Consider the following 18616-nt stretch of genomic DNA (forward strand, 5'->3'; position numbering starts at 1 on the left):
AAACCGATATAAATGAATCTAAATTGTAGTATATAGGAGTATAGATAAGGCAATATTTATAAATGTAGGGAGAAAAATATATGAAACATATATTACTAGTAGATGATAATTTATTAAATCTTAAATTAGCAGCTAATTTATTAAGAGAGTATTATAAAGTAAGTGCAGTTAAATCAGGCGTGCAGGCGTTAGAATTTTGCAAAGAGAATGCTCCAGACCTTATTTTATTAGATGTAGATATGCCTGAGATGGATGGATTTGAAACAATTAAACACTTAAAGGCGAATCCACACACATGCAAAATACCAGTAATTTTTCTAACAGCTTATAGTAGTAGTGAAATAGAGGCTAGGGGATTTGAATATGGCGCTGTAGATTTTATTATTAAACCATTTGCTAAGAGCAGTATGCTACATCGGATAGAAACACATTTGCAGCTTTATGCATATCAGCAACATTTAGAGGAAGTTGTGGAGGAATTAGAAGATAGCATTGTAACAAGTTTTTGCAAACTTATAGGCTGTAGAGACTGTGAAACTGGTGAACATGTGGAACGGACAAGAAAATATGTAAAACTTTTAGCGGAAGAGCTTCAAAGAGAAAGTAAGTTTCAAGATATATTAGATGAAGGCTATATAGAAAAGCTTGTTAGAAGTGCACCCCTTCATGATATAGGAAAGATTGGGATTAGTGATGCTGTTTTATTAAAACCAGACCAACTGACACCTGTAGAGTGTGAAAAGATGAAACAGCACACAATTGTAGGGGCAGAGATACTTGAAAAGATTATAGAGATTACACCTTCTCAAAATTATTTAAATATTGCTAAAGAGATTGCAGGAAGTCATCACGAGTGGTATGACGGCAGTGGCTATCCCTATGGCCTTAAGGGAGAAAAAATCCCTCTTAGTGCACGTATTATGGCGGTAGCAGATGTATATGATGCACTTATTTCACATCGCATATATAGGGAAGCTATGTCTCATGAAATGGCCTGCGATATTATTATTATGGGGCGCGGTAAACAATTTGATCCCGTTATTGTAGATGCCTTTATTAATATTAAAAATGAATTTTATAATGTGGCTGAGCAAATAAAAGAAGGCATACAAGATGAGGAAAGACATTTAAAGATGCAATCAAAGAATTAGTATAACGTATATTAGATTAAAAATATGGAGTGCTGCGAAAATATTTATTTCGCGACATCTCCATATTTTTTTTGTTTTTAAAGAATAAAAATTCAATATATTTGAAATAATTAGTATTGACATACAATATTATACGCCATATAATATAGAAAAATAAATAGTATTAGAAGTAACTGACAAGTAAGCAACATGTGATAAGCAAAAATATGAAAGACTGGAGGCGTGTTTATGGCATTTCAAATAGGAGGTAGTTTGTTAGAAACGTGTGTATTAGCCTTATTAAGGGGAGAGGCGACATATGGCTATAAGCTAACTCAAGAAGTTAGAGAAGCAATTGATGTATCAGAATCTACATTATATCCAGTGCTTAGAAGATTGCAAAAGGAAGGGTGCTTAGAAACATATGATGCGCCATATCAGGGGAGAAATAGAAGGTACTATCGTATTACACCTTATGGAGAAGTCAGAGTATGTGAACAGATTAAAGAATGGAATGTATATAAAGATAAGATAGATCATGTATTAATAGGAGGTAGTAAGGATGAATAAAAAGGAGTTTTTACAAAGATTAAGAGACAATCTTACACCAATGCCGGAGGAGGAAGTAAGTGCTGCACTTAGATATTATGAGGAGTATTTTGATGAAGCTGGCATTGAAAATGAAGCAAGAGTATTAAAGGAACTGGGGAATCCTGAGCAAGTGGCAAAACAGATTTTAGCAGATGGCGGCATAAGAGAAGATAAGCGAGAGAACAAGGTAAAACAAGGAAAGATGCCGATATGGATAGCACTTGGCGTTGTATTATGCATTATTGTAGTGGGCTCTATTTTAAATAGGTCTTCAAGTAGTACTTATAATGAGGGAAATATAATAAGTCAGCAAGGTAAAGTTGGGTATACAGATGTAGATAAGGTGCTAAAGTCTTTTGAGAATATAGATGTGGAAATTGATATGATGGAAGTCCAAATTGTAGAAGGAGAAGATTATAAAGTAGAAATCCATTACTTATCTTCTGATGAGATGAGCTATGAGGTTAAAAATGATACTTTAATATGTGTTGAACGAAATACTAAAGAATTTAAAAATAGACAAAATAGCATGACCATTTATGTACCAAAGGGTGTAGCACTTAATAAAGTAAATATTGCCTCAGGCATGGGAGATAGTACAGTTACAAATCTTACAGCAGCCAATATTGTAGTAGAAAATGGTATGGGTGATTTTGATGCAAAGGAAGTTATCTGTGAAACAATAGATGTGGAATTAGGCATGGGGGACGCAAAAATAGCAGGTACTATAAAGGGTGACATTAATATTGATAATGGGATGGGAGATGTTAAGTTAGACTTAACAGGAAAGCGACAAGATTATAATTATGATATAGATAGAGGCATGGGCAGTATTAAGATTGCTGGGACAAAGCATGAAGGCATGGGAGAGGTAAAAGAAGATAATAAGGCACCAAATACAATTGTAGTAAGCAATGGTATGGGCGATACAGAAATTGAATTTAAATAGAATTTAAATAAATAAAGGAGGGGTGCCTAAAATGGCAACCTCTCTTCTTTTTGGAAGGATTTACTTTTAACTTTACTACTTCTCTTTTTAGTGTATTTGCTGTATACTAAAAATAATATCTAAAAATATGACAAAGTTTGAGAGCTACGTCACAAGCAGTGATGGGAGGAGAAATCTATGCCTATATTAGAGACACATTATAATGCAGCAGAGTTAGAGGATATGACGGATGAAGCATTAATAGAAGCCTATAGAAATAATAATAGACAAGCTATAGAAATTTTAGTACAACGTTATAAAAAGTTCGTACGTCATAAAATAAAGACAACGTATTGTGTAGGAGCGGATAAAGAAGACCTAATACAAGAAGGGATGATTGGATTATTTAAAGCCATTAATGATTACAATAAAGAGCGAGAAGCAAGCTTTAAATCTTTTGCAACGTTATGTGTAACGCGACAACTTAGCACAGCTTTTAAAACGGTTACTAGACAGAAACATATGCCCCTAAATACAAGTATTTCACTAAATCTTCCAGTTAACAAAAGCGGAGAAGAAGATGAAGAAGGCGTTACTTTAATGGATGTTCTAAAAAGCAAAGAAGAATTTTCACCAGAAGATGAAGTGATTAATGAGGAAAATTTTAAAGTGCTTAATGAATATATTTCCAAAGTTTTAAGTGAGATGGAACTCAAAGTACTAAAATCATATATTGATGGTAAAAACTACCATGAGATTGCAAAAGAGATGGACAAAACACCTAAGGCAATAGATAATGCACTGCAAAGAATCAAAAAGAAATTAGAAGGTATTAGTAAGTAAATGTAGGGTAAGGATGAGGTAAATGGGTAAAGCAGAGGAAAATAAGCGAAAAAAGCAAGAAGCACTATTTAATACAGCCTTTGAATTATTTTCAACAAAAGGGATTAATAATACAGCTATTAATGATATTGTAGAAAAAGCTGGTGTGGCAAAGGGAACCTTTTATCTATATTTTAAAGATAAGTATGATATTAGGGATAAACTTATTATTCGCAAAACAACGGCTTTATTTGGAGAAGCACTAAAGGCATTAAACAATAAAGAAACGATAGAAAGCTTTCCAGAGCAAGTGATTTTTGTGATTGACCACGTTATTGAAGATCTTAGAAAGGATAAATTCTTAGTAAAGATGATTTCAAAAGATTTATCTTGGGGAGTCTATAAAAAAGCACTTACACAGATGGTAGAAGAAGAGGATAAGTCTTTGAGTTTTTATCATATGTTTATGAAGGGTGCCAATAGCGGTGGTACACATCTCGGAGATCCAGAGGTCACATTGTTTTTAATTGTAGAATTAGTAGGAAGTACAGCTTATAGTTCTATTTTATTAGAACAACCTAAGCCTATAGATGAATTAAAACCACACTTATATCAAAGTATCAGAAAGATATTAGAAGTGGAACAAATTAAGGAATAAGGAGCTGTTGCATTAACTATGGTTGTTAGTGCAACAGCCCTATTTTTTTAGAAGACTTTTTTAGAAAATAAATAATCCCTAGCCCTAAAAGGGCTAGGGGATAAAAGATTAGAAATTACAGCGTGGTAAGACATCTTCAATATTGTCGATACGGTTTAAGTTAAAGTATATAACCTTTTGAGAACAAGGATTAATTGCTTTAATGAAGCATTTACCGATACTAACGATTACAACACACATTCTACAGCCTTGAACATGGATAATAACTCTTTGATTAGTTAATTTACAAGCAACTTCTCTAAGGCTATCTTTACAGCTACAATCATTGTTGTTAATATTTGGGCAAGAAATACCTGGGCAATTATCCTGGAAGCGATCACAGTCATCCCAATCATCACAGTCATCACAGTCGTGGAAACGATCACAGCGGTCACAGCAATCATGGCGATCACAGCAATCATGGCGGTTACAGCATTTTTTATGATTTCTGCCACAGAAATCATCATCAAAAGAACGTGTTAAAAATGTTCCGTTATTTTTACAACAACTCATATTAAGTCCTCCTTATTTAATTAGAATATTATTTGGGTCAGATTAGCATTGAGGTAAGCATTCTTCGATAAAATCGATACGGTCAAAGTTAAAGTATCTAATATTACCACTACCAAGTTCAATTGCTCTTATATAGCAAGGGCAAACTTGACAGATAATAACACAAAAGCTACAACGATCAGAATGAATAATTGTTTTTTGATTTACGAGACAAGCTAAGTCATGTTGAAATCCCATAGAAATACCTCCTAAACATTATAAGTGTACTAACACATATAGAGAAGCGGGCGTGCCGCGTAGTTTTCTCTACTATAAAGTATGAACCTTTTGGAAGTAATGTTACAAAGAAGGATAAAAAAATACATAATAACTGTTTTTATAAAATTTAATATAAAGAAGTTTTGTTAATAATATTTTGCAATTTTATAGGAAAATGTTATAATCTCTATATATAACAAAAAATGAGTGAAAGATTAGAAGGGAGATTTACATGTTTTATACTAGTACACGCAAAAAACTTGAAGAAATTACAGCTACAAAGGCTATTTTACAAGGAATCTCAGAAGATGGTGGTTTATTTGTACCAACAGCCTTACCTAAGATAGATTTCAAATTAGAAGAAATGCTTGATTGGAATTATCAAGAACTTGCATATCGTGTGATTCGTTTATTCTTTGAAGATATGAAAGAAGAAGACCTCAGATATTGCACAACCCATGCATATGATACAAAATTCGACAACGACGAAATTACACCACTTGCTTCTACAAGACAAGCAAATTTCTTAGAACTTTTCCATGGCCCTACAATTGCCTTCAAAGATATGGCGCTTTCAATTTTGCCATACTTTATGCTAGTAAGTAAGAAATATAATAATGAAACAGATGATATTGTTATTTTAACAGCAACATCAGGTGATACAGGTAAAGCTGCTCTTGAAGGATTTAGCGGTGTAGAAGGTACAAAAATTATTGTATTCTTCCCAGAAGACGGTGTAAGTGATGTCCAAAAACAACAAATGGTTACAACAGAAGGGGATAATACTTTCGTAGTAGGGGTAAAAGGTAACTTTGATGATTGTCAGACAGGCGTAAAAGAAATCTTTGGCAATGCAGCATTTAAGAAAGAACTTGCAGATAAAAATTATAAATTCTCTTCAGCCAACTCTATTAATATTGGTAGACTTGTACCACAGGTAGCATATTACTTTGCAGCCTATGCAAAAATGGTGAAAGCCGGTAAACTTGAACTTGGTAAAGAAATGAATGTGGTTGTACCTACAGGAAACTTTGGAAATATCTTAGCTGCGTACTATGCTAAAAATATGGGACTTCCTATTAAAAAGTTGGTTTGTGCATCAAATACAAATAAAGTACTTTTTGATTTCTTAGAAACAGGCACATATGACCGCAATCGTCAGTTCCATTTAACAAGTTCACCATCTATGGATATTTTAATTTCTAGTAACCTTGAACGTTTACTTTATCATGTAAGTGGGGAAAATACTGCTAAAGTATGTGAATTAATGAAAACACTTAAAGAAGACGGTGTTTATACGGTAACTGAAGAAATGCGTGCCAATATGAAAGATTTCTATGGCGGTTATGCAGATGATGCGATGACAAAAGCAACAATTAAAAAAGTGTATGAAGAAGAAGGATACCTCATGGATACACATACAGCTGTAGCATATGCTGTATATGATAAATACGTAGCAGATACAAAAGATGAAACACCTACAGTAATTGTTTCTACAGCTAGTCCATATAAATTTACAAGTAGTGTTATGACTGCTGTTTCAGAAAAATATGAAGGCATTGATGATTTTACGTTACTTGAAGAAATGAAAAAAATTGAGAATGGCTATATGCCAAAGGCAATGGATGGTATTGCAGAGCGCCCTGTTAAACACAAAACCGTTTGTGAAGTTAGCGAAATGCCACAAATGGTAAGAAACTTTTTAGTATAATAGTATTATTTTTCTAATATTATACATAAGAAGATTAAGATTTATGGTTAAGATGTAAAAATAGGGAGTGGTCAAAGTGAAAGAAGTAATGTATAATGGTTATGCTAAAGAAGTATTAGAAGCATTTCCTAAAGGGGTCTTTCTGAGCGTATCTGATGGTCAAAGAGATAATACGATGACGATTGGATGGGGAAGTATAGGCTTCATGTGGAAGAAACCTATTTTTATGGTGATGGTAAGACACACCAGATATACTTATGAACTTATTGAAAAAGCAGACTGTTTTACAGTAAGTGTGCCACTTTCAACAAATCTCCAAAAAGAGTTAGGTATTTGTGGCAGTAAGTCAGGAAGAGATGTAGATAAATTCCAGGTGGCAGGTCTTACTAAACTTAGAGCTAATAAGGTAAATGCACCACTGATAGGTGAATGTGATCTACATTTTGAATGCAAAATTGTAGGAAAACAAAAACTAACGAAAGAAGTACTTTTGCCAGATATAGATACAGCCTGGTATAGTGATGGTGATTATCATACACTATATTATGGAGAAATTGTCGGCACTTACACAAAGTAGTATATCTACTGGCGTGACGCACGTACTTTAGAGTAAGAAAAGGAGAATACAAATGACATTATTTGAACTTTGGAACAACTATGGCGAAGAAGCTAAAGACAGATCAGTAGAAGAATACAAAAAAGTAGTAGAAAACTACTTAGGTAGAGAAAGAGATGTATACAGCTACTTACTTTCACACACAGATGAAGTAGTAGAAGGTACAATTGCTGAACTTGGTAAACGTTTCAACATGAACGAAGTAGAATTCTTAGGATTTGTTGATGGAATCAACACAAGCCTCGTAAATGGTGAATATGATTTAACAAACTTCACAGGTGAATCAGTTGTAAGACTTGAATTTGACCTTAAAAAATTATACTGGAACATGTTAGATGCTAAAGCTGAATGGCTTTACGGTTTACCACAATGGGAAACATTATTAACAGCAGAAGAAAGAGCTGAAGTTAAAAAATCTTACAACCAAAGTAAAACAATCGTTAAAGCGAAAAAAGTTGGACGTAATGAGCCATGTCCATGTGGAAGCGGCAAAAAATACAAACAATGTTGTGGAAAATAACTGCTCATTATGAGCAGTTATTTTTTATAGAGTAGGAAAGTTGGTCTTGTAACTTTACTGCTCTATACTTAAAAGCAATAATATCAGTTGTTTTATTATAGAGTAGGAAAGTTGAATTTTTAGCTTTGCTACTCCAAACTCAAAATTTGAGTTGATAATGTGACGCTAGTCGCTTTATTTTATGAAGGGAAGTGTAGAGATGGACATTAAATGGTCTTATTATTTAATTGCCCTAATTTATGTATTAGTCATTGTACTTAGACTTATTAATATGGGAAAAGCAACTAAGTTCAAAGAAGAGCATGTATCGCATTTAAAATTCTTTACAATTAAAAAGGATTTCTTTACAACAGTGACGATTATTTGTATTGTTGTAACTGTTGCAATTAATGGTGCCGCACTTATTGGTGGCAAAAATCTTAATATGAACAGCATTATTATTACACTTTTAGTTATTGGTTTCACATTAATTAATAGCTTTACAAGTATTTTACTTGATGAAGAAGGGAATAAAGCACTGTTCTATGGTTATACCATTGAGGAAGGTGAAATTGAATCCCTCAAAGCAAAAGAAAAGAGTAAAAAAACAATTTATGATATTACTTTTACAAAAGAAGTAGATAGCTATAATTATGCAAAACTTATTGTATATGGTAGTAATAGAGAAAAACTTAAGGCTGCCTTTGAAGGTTTTGTAAAAAAAGAAGAAGTGCACAACTCATAAAAACGTTGTGTACTTCTTCTTTTTTACATTGTAGGCTAGTTGCTACTTAACATAAGTATGATATAATAGAAGATGCATGTAAAAATATGTAAATTTGTAGTCAATAATATATTTAAAGGAGAGGGGCATATTATTGATTACATCGTAAGGGAGTAGGGTGAAATATGAATAACAATGAGATTATGCTAGAGAATGAGCGACAAGTTAATGAGCTGATGAAGGGGATTGGGAAAAGGATGCTCTTGATTACGCCAATAATGCTAATTTTATGGGGACTAAAGATATTTATATTGGATTTGGTACCTATGCTTGTATTAACTGGATTGGCAGTTATAGCATCATTTATGCCGATGATTGCGCCTAAGATAGTAAGACGAGAACAACATATTAAGTGGATAATTGTTGGGGTATATATTTTAATTATTATGTGTATATATACGCTAACATTTGCAAACACCTTATTATATTGGGCAATACCTATAGCTATAGCAACGCTGTATTATGATGTGAAGTTTATTATAGGGACAGCACTATTAATAGTGCCAGCGATTATAGTAGGTGAAATAGGGTCTAGTTTACTCGGATTAGTATTTGAAGCGGGTATTGAATGGATTCCATTGCATTTAGGAATGTATTTATCAGGAATTGCTATTTTGGGAATTATCTTAATAGGGCTTGCTAAGCGAACAGTAGAAATGTTAGAAAAATCTTATGCATTAACAGACAAAGTACAAGAGTACTTAAATCAAAATATAGAAACTTCACAAGTTGTGGGACAAGCTATAGCAGTTGTTAATGAAAATATTACAGAAACCAATCAGGTTATTCAAGAGGTAGGAGAATCGATTGAAAATATTGCTTTAAGTTCAAATGATATTATTGTAGTAGCACATGAAACTGAAAACATTGTACATGATACGGTAGATAAAATCAAAGAGGCAGAGTATCAAGCTAGAGAAATCAATGAAATTAATGCTAAGATTGTAGAAGTAACAAATGAAAGTAAGGGAAAACTGGGTAGATTCTTTGAGGCGATTGAACAGATTAAAGATAAGACAGATTATAGTAAATCCTGTATGCAACATTTAGAGGTAAAGCTTCAAAATGTTACGGAGACATTGAGTCATATTGGACAAATATCAGACCAAACAGAACTATTAGCACTTAATGCATCAATCGAAGCAGCTAGAAGTGGGGAAGCAGGTAGAGGCTTTGCTGTTATTGCAGATGAAGTGAAAAAGCTTGCGGTAGAATCAGTTAATTATGGAAGCAGCGTAGAAGAAATTATTAAGGGTGTACGTAAGGATACGAGTGAGGTTGTAGCAGCTATTCAAGAAAACTATAATGAGGTTGTTAGAAGTGCTGTGTACATAGAAGAAACGAATAAGAGTTTTGATTATTTCTTAGAAGTGCAACAGAATATGGTAAATCAAATTAATGCTATTTCAACAGCAATGAACGGGTTTATTAAAGATGCGTATGAAATGGAAAATGGCATTAAGCTTCTTTTATCTAAAAATGAACATAATGCAAATGAAATAGAAGAAATAGAGCGAGCTATTTTAGAATTGACGAAGAAGTCAAGGGTTATAGATGAAGAAATTAAAGAGGTTGCAGTACAAGCAGAAAGACTTACAAGTAAAGAGATAGAATAAATAGACAAATAGGAGTTTATCAAACCAAAAGGTGAGATAAGCTCCTATTTATTTTGGCGTAATAAGGGACAAATCGTATAAAAGTAACTAAATATTTGAGTTGAATTTATCTAAATTAATAAAAAGGTAAGGAGATAAAATTAATATGATATAGAAATGGACGAGATAATTGCATAAGTGACCAAAGGTCATTAAATTAAGAAGCGGTTAATTGTTTATAATAAATAACTAAACAATAAATAATAAAAAATATAGAAAAATAAAATAATATTTTATTTTTTCAAATAAAGTGATAGAATGAGGAGGTAAACCTAAAGCACTAGGTTTATAATGCTATGAATAAGAGAGGGAATGTTATGGAAGATATTATTAAGCAAATAGTCCAAATCGATTCTGTAGCGCTCAATACGAAGAAGCTAAATGAAGAAAGCTTAAAACTTAAGAGAGAGCAGTATGAGAAGGAGATTAGTGACTATAGGGACGAAGTAATAACGCGTGCTTATAAAAGAGCGGATGAAGTATACGAACAGATTGTAAGTACAGGAACGCAGCAACATGATCTTGAAGAACAAAAATGTAAGAAGATAGCATTAGTAGTGGAAAATCGCTATTTGCAGATTGAAGAAACATTATTACAAAATACCTTTAATGAACTTTTCGGAGTGGAGGGATAGTATGAATCCTTTTGCATCCTATAATGCAATTAATACAAAGTTAAGTGCAAAACGTAGAACTTTTCTTTCTGAAAAAGAATGGGGAAAAGCAGCTGAATTAAAAACTGTTCCTCAAATGATTGAATTTCTGAAGAAACGAGAAGGTTATATAGATATTTTTACAAAGTATAAGATGGAAGAATTACGCCGTGGTGATTTAGAAGTCTTGCTAGAACGCTATATGGTAAGTCAGATAGAGTCTATATTACATTATTATGCAGGAAGCTATAAAGAATTTTTCAAGGTATTTCTCATGGAATATGAAATTAATGACTTACAGATTATATTACGTACCATTGCTAGAAATGAAGATAAAAGTGGGCTGGAAAAGTCTTTTGTACACTCTGAGAAATATGAAAAGTGTAATTATCAAAAGCTTCTAAGTAGTAAAAATGTAGCTCAGTTTATTGATGCTTTAAATGGAACCATTTATTATGAGGCACTTAAGACAATGGTTCAAGAAGATGTGAATAAACGAGAATTTCATATGGAGATGAAACTTTACATTTTATTCTATAAAGGTTTAATGGAAGGTATTAATAAGTTAGAGGCAAAAGATCAAGAAGTAGGCAAAAAGATAATAGGTACCAAGGCAGATTTGATAAATATTCAGTGGATTTATCGTGCCACTAAATATTATGCAATTAGTCCAGAGGAAATACTAATTTACAGTTTACCTTTTGGTAACAAGCTAACGTATCAAAAGCTAAAGACCTTATGTTATGCTAAAAGTTTAGAAGAATTTAAGCAGATGGCAGAGAAGTTTATCGGCTATCAATTGTTTACTGATTCAGAGGATGAATTTTTAGACCGTAACATTGATAAATGTATTTATGAATTTGTGCTTCGATTCCTTAGAGGAGATGAAAGCATAGCACAAACCTTGGCATATATTTATACCTTGGAAATAGAGGTTAAAGATTTAACCTCATTAACGGAAGGTATCAGATATACTTTGCCAGAAATTGAGCTAAGTAAATATTTAGTTCATAACCTATAATGAGCGGAGGAAGCTACACATGGCTATTGAGAAGATGAAACTCTTAAATCTAGTGGGCGCACTAGATGAAGAAAATGCAATACTACAAGAGCTAGTTCTTTGCGAAAATGTTCATTTAAACCTAGAACATAGCGACGCGTACGACAATAGTTATATTATGCATGAGTATGAAGCCATGATGCCTAGCGGCACGGCCACAAGAAAGGAAGAGAATTACTCTGAAATACAAAGTAAGCTTGGTGAAGTAATGAATCAAGTAGATAAGATGAGTAGTGATTTAAGGCTTAAAATAAAAGTCGCTAAAGATGGCATTAAAGCTTACACAAGGCAGCAAGCTATTAAAGATTTTGAAGAACTTCAGGGAAAAATAGGTTCAGACCTTGAAGCTATAGGGCAAAAGAAGTCAAAAGTAAGCGAATTAAAATTACTAGATCAGAGACTAGGTTATATTACTAAAGATATTGATTTTAGCACACTTGATAAATTAAATTATTTCGAGTATGAAATAGGTATGTTATCTCGAGATAATAGGGTACATATAAGAAAAAATTATGAGAACATTAGTGCACTTATTTTTGAAGTTGGTGAGATTGAGGATAGTAGAGAAGATATCTATATTGTTTTCTATCTCAGTGAGTTTAAGGATGAGACACAAAAAATATTAAAATCTTTAAATTGGAGTAAATTAGATATTCAAGTCAATCTTGTTGGAAATGTTGAAAGTACGAGGAAAGATCTTGCTTCCAAAATTAGTGTATTAGAAAAACAGATTGAACGGTTAGAAAAGGATGTATTTGAAAATAAAGAAGAAACCAATCTTCTTTTAGATAGAATTTACTCTAGATTACAGTTGGAATTAAAAATTTATGCTTTAAAAGAGCAAATCTTTAGAGGAAATAATGTCTTTGTACTGAGTGCTTGGATTAAGGCAAGAGATTATGATGTTTTAGAGGAACACATTGCAAGTGTTACAGACAAATATGTCATGCTTTCAAAAGATCCGAAGGAATTAGGTGACTCAGTAATGCCACCTACAGAACTTAAGAATAATTGGTTCTTTAAACCTTTTGAAATGATTGTTAAACTTTACGGACTTCCAACCTACAATGAAATTGACCCAACACCATTTTTAGCAATTACATTTTGTTTAATGTTTGGCATTATGTTTGGAGATGTTGGGCAAGGCGCAGTATATTTTTTAGCAGGTGTTTTTCTTGCTAAGAAGATGCCTACACCAGCCGGTATTTTAAAACGACTAGGTGCAACTTCCGTTATTTTTGGCTTTGTATATGGTAGTATATTTGGACTTGAAGAGATTCCTGTGATTAAAGACATTGCCCTTGTTCATGGTGGCCCACTTAATACGACCAATATTATGCCTATTTTAGTTGCAGGTGTAGCATTTGGTGTTGCAGTACTTACTGTTTCATTTGTCATTGGTATTATTAACTGTCTTAGAAGAAGAGATATAGAGGGCGCATTGTTTGGCAAAAATGGTGTAGCAGGCTATTTATTCTTTATGGGATTTATTTGTACAGCATTATGTATTGTAAAAGCTATTCCAGTATCAGTGGTTGTACCTGTTGTAGTGATGGTTTTAATGATGGCTATTATGGTACTTAAAGAGCCATTAGCACATCTCGTAGAAGGTGAAAAAGAACTTATAAAAGGTGAGACGAGTGCTTACTTTGTAGAAAGCGGATTTGAAGGTTTTGAGACATTACTTTCTACACTCAGTAACTCTATTTCATTTATTCGTGTGGGGGCATTTGCATTAAACCATGCGGGATTATTCTTAGCCTTTTCCGTTATGGCAAGTTTAGTACCTTATATATGGCTTAAGATTTTGATTATTATATTAGGAAACATACTTATCTTAACACTTGAAGGTTTGGTTGTATTTATTCAAGGGTTAAGACTTCAGTACTATGAAATGTTCAGCAAATATTTTGGTGGTGATGGTATTCCTTATACACCACTTAAAATAGAAGAAAGATAATATAGAGAAACCAACTAAAACCTTGAAATATACATGCAGGTCAATAGGTTTCTCTCAATGATTTCACATGACTAAAAATCATGAATAACTAAATTTTATGAATGTGAAATCTATAATAAATTCAATAATTTTAAGAATTAGAGAGGATGAAATACAATGATGCAATTAACAATTTTTTTAGCAGCAGTTATAGCAGTAGGAACAATTCTTTATGGTGTTAAGATGATGAAATCTCAAAAAGCAGGAAACTTAAGAAATACAATGCTTACTTCAATTGGTTTATTTAGTGCAATGATTATTATGTTTACGATAGCTGGTACAGGAGACCTTATGGCAGCAGAAGCCGCAGCAGATGCAGCTGGCACAGCGCTTTCTTTTGGTGATGGTTTAAAATATGTAGCAGCAGCACTTAGTACTGGGCTTGCAACAATGGGTACAGGGCGTGCAGTTGGATCAGTAGGTGCGTCAGCTATTGGTGCAGTTTCAGAAGATTCAACAATCTTAGGTAAAACACTTATTTTCGTAGGTATGGCAGAAGGTATTGCTATTTACGGTATGATTATTTCTATTCTTATTCTTTTCATCTAATAAAGAATAAGGAGTGGAGGGTAGCTATGAAATCATTTTTATTAAGTGATAATCATGATACCTGGGTAGGTATGAGGCTTGCTGGTGTAGATGGCGTTGTACTTCATGAAAGAGAAGAAGTATTAAAGGCGCTTAAGGCAGCTACGCTGGACCCGGAGATCGGTATTATCTTATTAACAGAAAAGGTCGTGGACATGGTGCAAGATGAGGTCATGGACTACAAATTAAAAAATAAGAAGCCATTAATTATAGAAATTCCGGATAGACATGGTACAACAAGAGGGACTGATATAATTACTAATTATATCAGGGAGTCTGTGGGCATCCGAATATAGAGGTGAAAAAAGATGGTTACAATTGAACAGAAATTAACCTTATTTTCAAAGCTTTTAAACCAAGAATTAAAAGAAGAAGTTGATAAAAAAAGTTTAGAACTTGAAAAAGAATATGAAGGAAAAATTGCTGAGAGTAAATATAAGATTGATAAAAAAGCCGCAGATATCATAGATGATGCAAGAAAACGTGCGGAGACAAAGAAAATAGAACTTATTAGTAAGGGCAAAATGAGTAGTAAAAAAGAAACAATGTTAACAAAAGAAAAAGTAGTTGTACGTTTTATGGAAGCCCTTATTGAGCGTACAAGAAAGTTTACGGATAAACCAACGTATGAAAATTACTTGGTAAAAACAATTAAAGAATTAGATGAACTTAAAACGTATAAAAATCCTTTAATTGTTTATATGACAGCAAAGGATTTAGAAAGATATCAGAGTCTCGTAAAAAGTAGTTTAGTAGAACTGGGATTAAAGCCAGAGCAAGTTCAATTAGAGGCAGCAGCTAATGACATGATAGGCGGATTAATTATTACAGATCCTATTTTAAATATGAAAGTTGATTTGAGTATGCGTAGTATTATTGAAGAATCTAAAGAACGCATAGTAGAACTTGTAACATTAGCTTTAGGAGAGGCTGGTGAAGGCATTGAATAATTACGGCATAGTAGAACTTATAAATGGACCCGTTGTAAAAGGAACTGGCATGTCTGACTTTAAAGTTAATGAAATGGTTACAGTAGGTGAAAGACAACTTATTGGTGAGGTTGTTTCATTAGATGGCGATGTTGCAACTGTTCAGGTATATGAAGAAACAGAAGGCTTAAAAGCTGGCGAACATATTATTTCTACAGGTGCGCCCCTTTCGTTAACATTGGGGCCTGGTATGCTGAGTAATATGTTTGATGGAATTCAAAGACCACTGAAAAAGATTCAAACACTTTCAGCAGATTTTATTCCTGAAGGTATTGGTCTTCTATCTCTAGATGAAGATAAAGAGTGGGATGTAGTACTTACAGTTAAAAAGGGAGACTTCTTACCAGGAGGTTTCCCTTATGCCGAAGTACAAGAGACACAAAGTATATTGCACAAGATTATGGTACCTCCAAATCTTAAAGGAACGATTGTAGAGGTTAAACCAAATGGCAAATATCGCATTAATGATACAGTCGCAGTTATAGAAACACCGGAGGGTAAAAAAGTAGATTTAACACTTGTTCAAAAATGGCCAGTACGAAAACCACGCCCTATTGCAGAACGTATTCCTATTTATAAACCGCTTATCACAGGGCAACGTGTCATTGATACATTTTTCCCTATAGCGAAAGGTGGTACAGTAGGTCTTCCAGGAGGATTCGGTACAGGTAAAACAGTTACACAACATCAACTTGCTAAATGGTCTGATGCAGATATCATTGTTTACATTGGATGCGGCGAACGTGGGAACGAGATGACCAACGTACTAGAAGAATTCCCTGCACTTATTGACCCTAGAACAAATAGACCACTGATGGAACGAACAATTTTAATTGCCAATACTTCTAATATGCCCGTTGCAGCCCGTGAAGCAAGTATTTATACAGGAATCACAATGGCTGAATACTTTAGAGATATGGGATATGATGTAGCCATCATGGCAGATTCGACATCTAGATGGGCAGAAGCCCTTCGTGAAATTTCAGGACGCTTGGAGGAAATGCCAGCAGAAGAAGGCTATCCAGCTTATCTGCCATCACGACTTGCACAGTTTTATGAAAGAGCTGGTTGTGTGCATACATTAGGCGGAGATGAAGCTTCGGTTACGATTATCGGTGCTGTTTCTCCAGCAGGTGGAGATTTCTCAGAGCCTGTTACAGAAAATACGAAACGTTTCGTAAGTGCATTTCTTGCCCTAGATAAAAAATTAGCTTATGCAAGACACTATCCATCTATTAACTATTTGACAAGTTATAGTAGTTATGTCGGTCTCTTAAGTGAGTGGTATAAGGAAAATGTAGCACCAGATATGATTGAACTTCGTGGTAAGATGGTAAGACTTTTACAAGAAGAAGAAAAACTTAATGAGATTGTACAATTAGTAGGTGAAGATGTTTTGCCAAATGATCAGTGTCTTGTACTTGAGATTGCAAGAACCATTAAAAAGGGATTCTTACAACAAAATGCACTTCACCAAAATGATACCTATGTTTCATTAGAAAAACAATATAAGATGCTCCATGTCATTGATGATTTATATGAAAATGCACTTAAGTGCGTTAAGATGGGCATTCCTATTTCAAGTATTCGTAAAGAGCCAGTTTTTGAAGAGGTTATTAAAATGAAATATGATGTGCCAAATGATAATATTAGCATGTTAGATGACCTGCGCACTAAGATTGTCAATGACTATAAAGCATTAATGGAAAAATATCAATAAAGGAAAGGAATAGAGCGAAATGAGAAGAGAATACTTAAAACTTGATAAGGTAGAAGGCCCCCTCATTGTCCTTTCCAACATTGATGGTGTAGCCTATGATGAAATCGTAAATATTAAGCTAGACAATGGGGAAATGCGTAAAGGTAAAGTAATAAAAGTAGATGGGAAAAGTGTCGTTGTACAGGTCTTTGAAGGTACAACGGGTATTTCTACCCACAATGCTTCTGTTAAATTTACAGGTGAACCATTAAAGTTACCACTTTCAAGAGAAATCCTAGGACGTTCTTTTAATGGTATTGGTGAACCGGTAGATGGGGCTTATCAAATTATTTCAAAAGATAAATATAATGTTAATGGACGTCCTATTAATCCAGTAGCACGTCGTTATCCAAGAAACTTTATTCAAACAGGTATTTCTGCAATTGATGCCTTAATGACACTTATTCGTGGTCAGAAGTTACCTATTTTCTCTGGAAATGGTATTGCCCATAATGAACTTGCGGTGCAAATTGTAAAGCAAGCTAAAATTGAAGGCGCCAATGCAGATAACTTTGCTGTAGTATTTGGTGCCATGGGTGTACGTCATGATGATGCGGCATATTTTACAAGAAGTTTCGAGGCGGCTGGGGTACTCGACCATGTAGTTATGTATCTAAACTTAGCCGATGACCCTATTACAGAAAGAATTTCAACACCACGTTGTGCGCTAACTGCAGCAGAATATTTGGCATTTGAAGAAAACATGCATGTTCTCGTTGTGCTTACAGATATGACAAGTTATGCAGAAGCATTACGTGAAATGTCTTCAACCCGTGGGGAAGTACCTTCTCGTAAAGGTTATCCAGGATATCTTTACAGTGACTTATCAACGATTTATGAACGTGCAGGGATGCTTGAAGGCAAAGAAGGTTCTATTACAATGATTCCAATCTTAACCATGCCTAATGATGATATCACACATCCAATTCCTGACCTTACTGGATTCATTACAGAAGGGCAAATCGTACTTAACCGTGAGCTAAATCAAAAGGGTATTTATCCACCTATTGATGTATTGCCATCCCTTTCTCGTTTAATGAAAGATGGCATTGGTGAAGGCTATACAAGAGCTGACCATGCAGACTTATCTAACCAGATTTTCTCTTCATACTCTCACGTACAAGATGTAAGATCACTGGCACAAATCATTGGTGAAGATGATTTAGGGGATGTAGATAAACTGTATTTAAAATTCGGTAGAGCTTTTGAGGAAGCTTTCGTGGCACAAGGCGCAAATGAAAATAGGAGTATGGTTGAAACGTTAGAGCTTGGCTGGAAAATCTTATCTATCTTACCAAAATCAGAACTCGATAGACTAGATCCAGAACTTATTGAGCAACACTATAAAGGTAAAAAGGACTGAT

General features: G+C 33.9%; 20 protein-coding genes. 18 read left to right on the forward strand and 2 right to left on the reverse strand.

Features of this window, described 5'->3' with window-relative positions:
* Nucleotides 1-80: 80 nt before the first annotated feature.
* The 5 genes from AC1VAQ_RS12275 to AC1VAQ_RS12295 all read left to right on the forward strand — a co-directional run bounded on the left by AC1VAQ_RS12275 (nt 81) and on the right by AC1VAQ_RS12295 (nt 4129).
* Entirely contained in the window at nt 81-1151 is a 1071-nt protein-coding gene (locus AC1VAQ_RS12275; RefSeq protein WP_302595992.1) for an HD domain-containing phosphohydrolase, read from the forward strand.
* A 228-nt stretch (nt 1152-1379) separates the two neighbouring features.
* The gene (locus AC1VAQ_RS12280) at nt 1380-1700 is read left to right on the forward strand and encodes a PadR family transcriptional regulator (protein ID WP_302595994.1); all 321 of its coding nucleotides are present in this window, start codon (nt 1380-1382) and stop codon (nt 1698-1700) included.
* Nucleotides 1693-2670 (forward strand): DUF4097 family beta strand repeat-containing protein, encoded by a 978-nt coding sequence (locus tag AC1VAQ_RS12285; protein ID WP_302595995.1) that lies wholly within the window; start codon nt 1693-1695, stop codon nt 2668-2670. The genes AC1VAQ_RS12280 and AC1VAQ_RS12285 overlap by 8 nt, the downstream gene beginning before the upstream one ends.
* 177 nt (nt 2671-2847) lie before the next feature.
* Entirely contained in the window at nt 2848-3492 is a 645-nt protein-coding gene (sigH, locus tag AC1VAQ_RS12290; RefSeq protein ID WP_302595996.1) for an RNA polymerase sporulation sigma factor SigH, read from the forward strand.
* Between the two features lie 22 nt (nt 3493-3514).
* The gene (locus AC1VAQ_RS12295; protein WP_302595997.1) at nt 3515-4129 is read left to right on the forward strand and encodes a TetR/AcrR family transcriptional regulator; all 615 of its coding nucleotides are present in this window, start codon (nt 3515-3517) and stop codon (nt 4127-4129) included.
* Between the two features lie 108 nt (nt 4130-4237).
* On the opposite strand, the gene AC1VAQ_RS12300 is transcribed toward AC1VAQ_RS12295, so the two are convergent.
* Nucleotides 4238-4681, reverse strand: a complete 444-nt coding sequence (locus AC1VAQ_RS12300; protein WP_303243910.1) for a hypothetical protein — start codon at nt 4679-4681, stop codon at nt 4238-4240.
* A 42-nt stretch (nt 4682-4723) separates the two neighbouring features.
* Nucleotides 4724-4918, reverse strand: a complete 195-nt coding sequence (locus AC1VAQ_RS12305; protein ID WP_302595999.1) for a hypothetical protein — start codon at nt 4916-4918, stop codon at nt 4724-4726.
* 253 nt (nt 4919-5171) lie between these two features.
* Here AC1VAQ_RS12305 and thrC point away from each other — a divergent pair, with 253 nt between their 5' ends.
* From thrC to AC1VAQ_RS12370, 13 genes are all read left to right on the forward strand, one after another.
* Entirely contained in the window at nt 5172-6650 is a 1479-nt protein-coding gene (gene thrC / locus AC1VAQ_RS12310) for a threonine synthase (RefSeq protein WP_302596000.1), read from the forward strand.
* A gap of 76 nt (nt 6651-6726) precedes the next feature.
* Nucleotides 6727-7227: a flavin reductase family protein gene (locus AC1VAQ_RS12315; RefSeq protein WP_330697486.1), complete on the forward strand. Its 501-nt coding sequence runs from the start codon at nt 6727-6729 to the stop codon at nt 7225-7227.
* Nucleotides 7228-7279: 52 nt separating this feature from the next.
* Nucleotides 7280-7786 (forward strand): SEC-C metal-binding domain-containing protein, encoded by a 507-nt coding sequence (locus AC1VAQ_RS12320; protein ID WP_302596004.1) that lies wholly within the window; start codon nt 7280-7282, stop codon nt 7784-7786.
* Between the two features lie 199 nt (nt 7787-7985).
* Nucleotides 7986-8510, forward strand: coding sequence for a hypothetical protein (locus tag AC1VAQ_RS12325; RefSeq protein ID WP_302596006.1), 525 nt, complete (start codon nt 7986-7988; stop codon nt 8508-8510).
* A gap of 164 nt (nt 8511-8674) precedes the next feature.
* Nucleotides 8675-10165 carry a methyl-accepting chemotaxis protein gene (locus AC1VAQ_RS12330; RefSeq protein ID WP_302596008.1) on the forward strand — a complete coding sequence of 497 codons (1491 nt, stop codon included), beginning with the start codon at nt 8675-8677 and terminating at the stop codon, nt 10163-10165.
* Between the two features lie 356 nt (nt 10166-10521).
* Nucleotides 10522-10839, forward strand: a complete 318-nt coding sequence (locus AC1VAQ_RS12335; protein WP_302596009.1) for a hypothetical protein — start codon at nt 10522-10524, stop codon at nt 10837-10839.
* 1 nt (nt 10840) lies between these two features.
* Complete coding sequence (locus AC1VAQ_RS12340; protein ID WP_302596010.1) at nt 10841-11878, forward strand: V-type ATPase subunit; 1038 nt, start codon at nt 10841-10843, stop codon at nt 11876-11878.
* Between the two features lie 19 nt (nt 11879-11897).
* On the forward strand, nt 11898-13877 hold the full coding sequence (locus AC1VAQ_RS12345) for a V-type ATP synthase subunit I (RefSeq protein WP_302596011.1): 1980 nt from the start codon (nt 11898-11900) through the stop codon (nt 13875-13877).
* A gap of 156 nt (nt 13878-14033) precedes the next feature.
* Nucleotides 14034-14465, forward strand: a complete 432-nt coding sequence (locus tag AC1VAQ_RS12350) for an ATP synthase subunit C (protein WP_302596013.1) — start codon at nt 14034-14036, stop codon at nt 14463-14465.
* A 26-nt stretch (nt 14466-14491) separates the two neighbouring features.
* Nucleotides 14492-14800 (forward strand): V-type ATP synthase subunit F, encoded by a 309-nt coding sequence (locus AC1VAQ_RS12355; RefSeq protein ID WP_302596014.1) that lies wholly within the window; start codon nt 14492-14494, stop codon nt 14798-14800.
* Between the two features lie 12 nt (nt 14801-14812).
* Complete coding sequence (locus AC1VAQ_RS12360) at nt 14813-15454, forward strand: V-type ATP synthase subunit E (protein WP_302596015.1); 642 nt, start codon at nt 14813-14815, stop codon at nt 15452-15454.
* Nucleotides 15447-17213, forward strand: a complete 1767-nt coding sequence (locus AC1VAQ_RS12365; RefSeq protein ID WP_302596124.1) for a V-type ATP synthase subunit A — start codon at nt 15447-15449, stop codon at nt 17211-17213. Before AC1VAQ_RS12360 ends, AC1VAQ_RS12365 begins: the two co-directional genes overlap by 8 nt.
* Before the next feature lie 19 nt (nt 17214-17232).
* Nucleotides 17233-18615: a V-type ATP synthase subunit B gene (locus AC1VAQ_RS12370; protein WP_302596017.1), complete on the forward strand. Its 1383-nt coding sequence runs from the start codon at nt 17233-17235 to the stop codon at nt 18613-18615.
* Nucleotide 18616 lies beyond the last annotated feature (1 nt).

The organism is Cellulosilyticum sp., assembly GCF_982396655.1.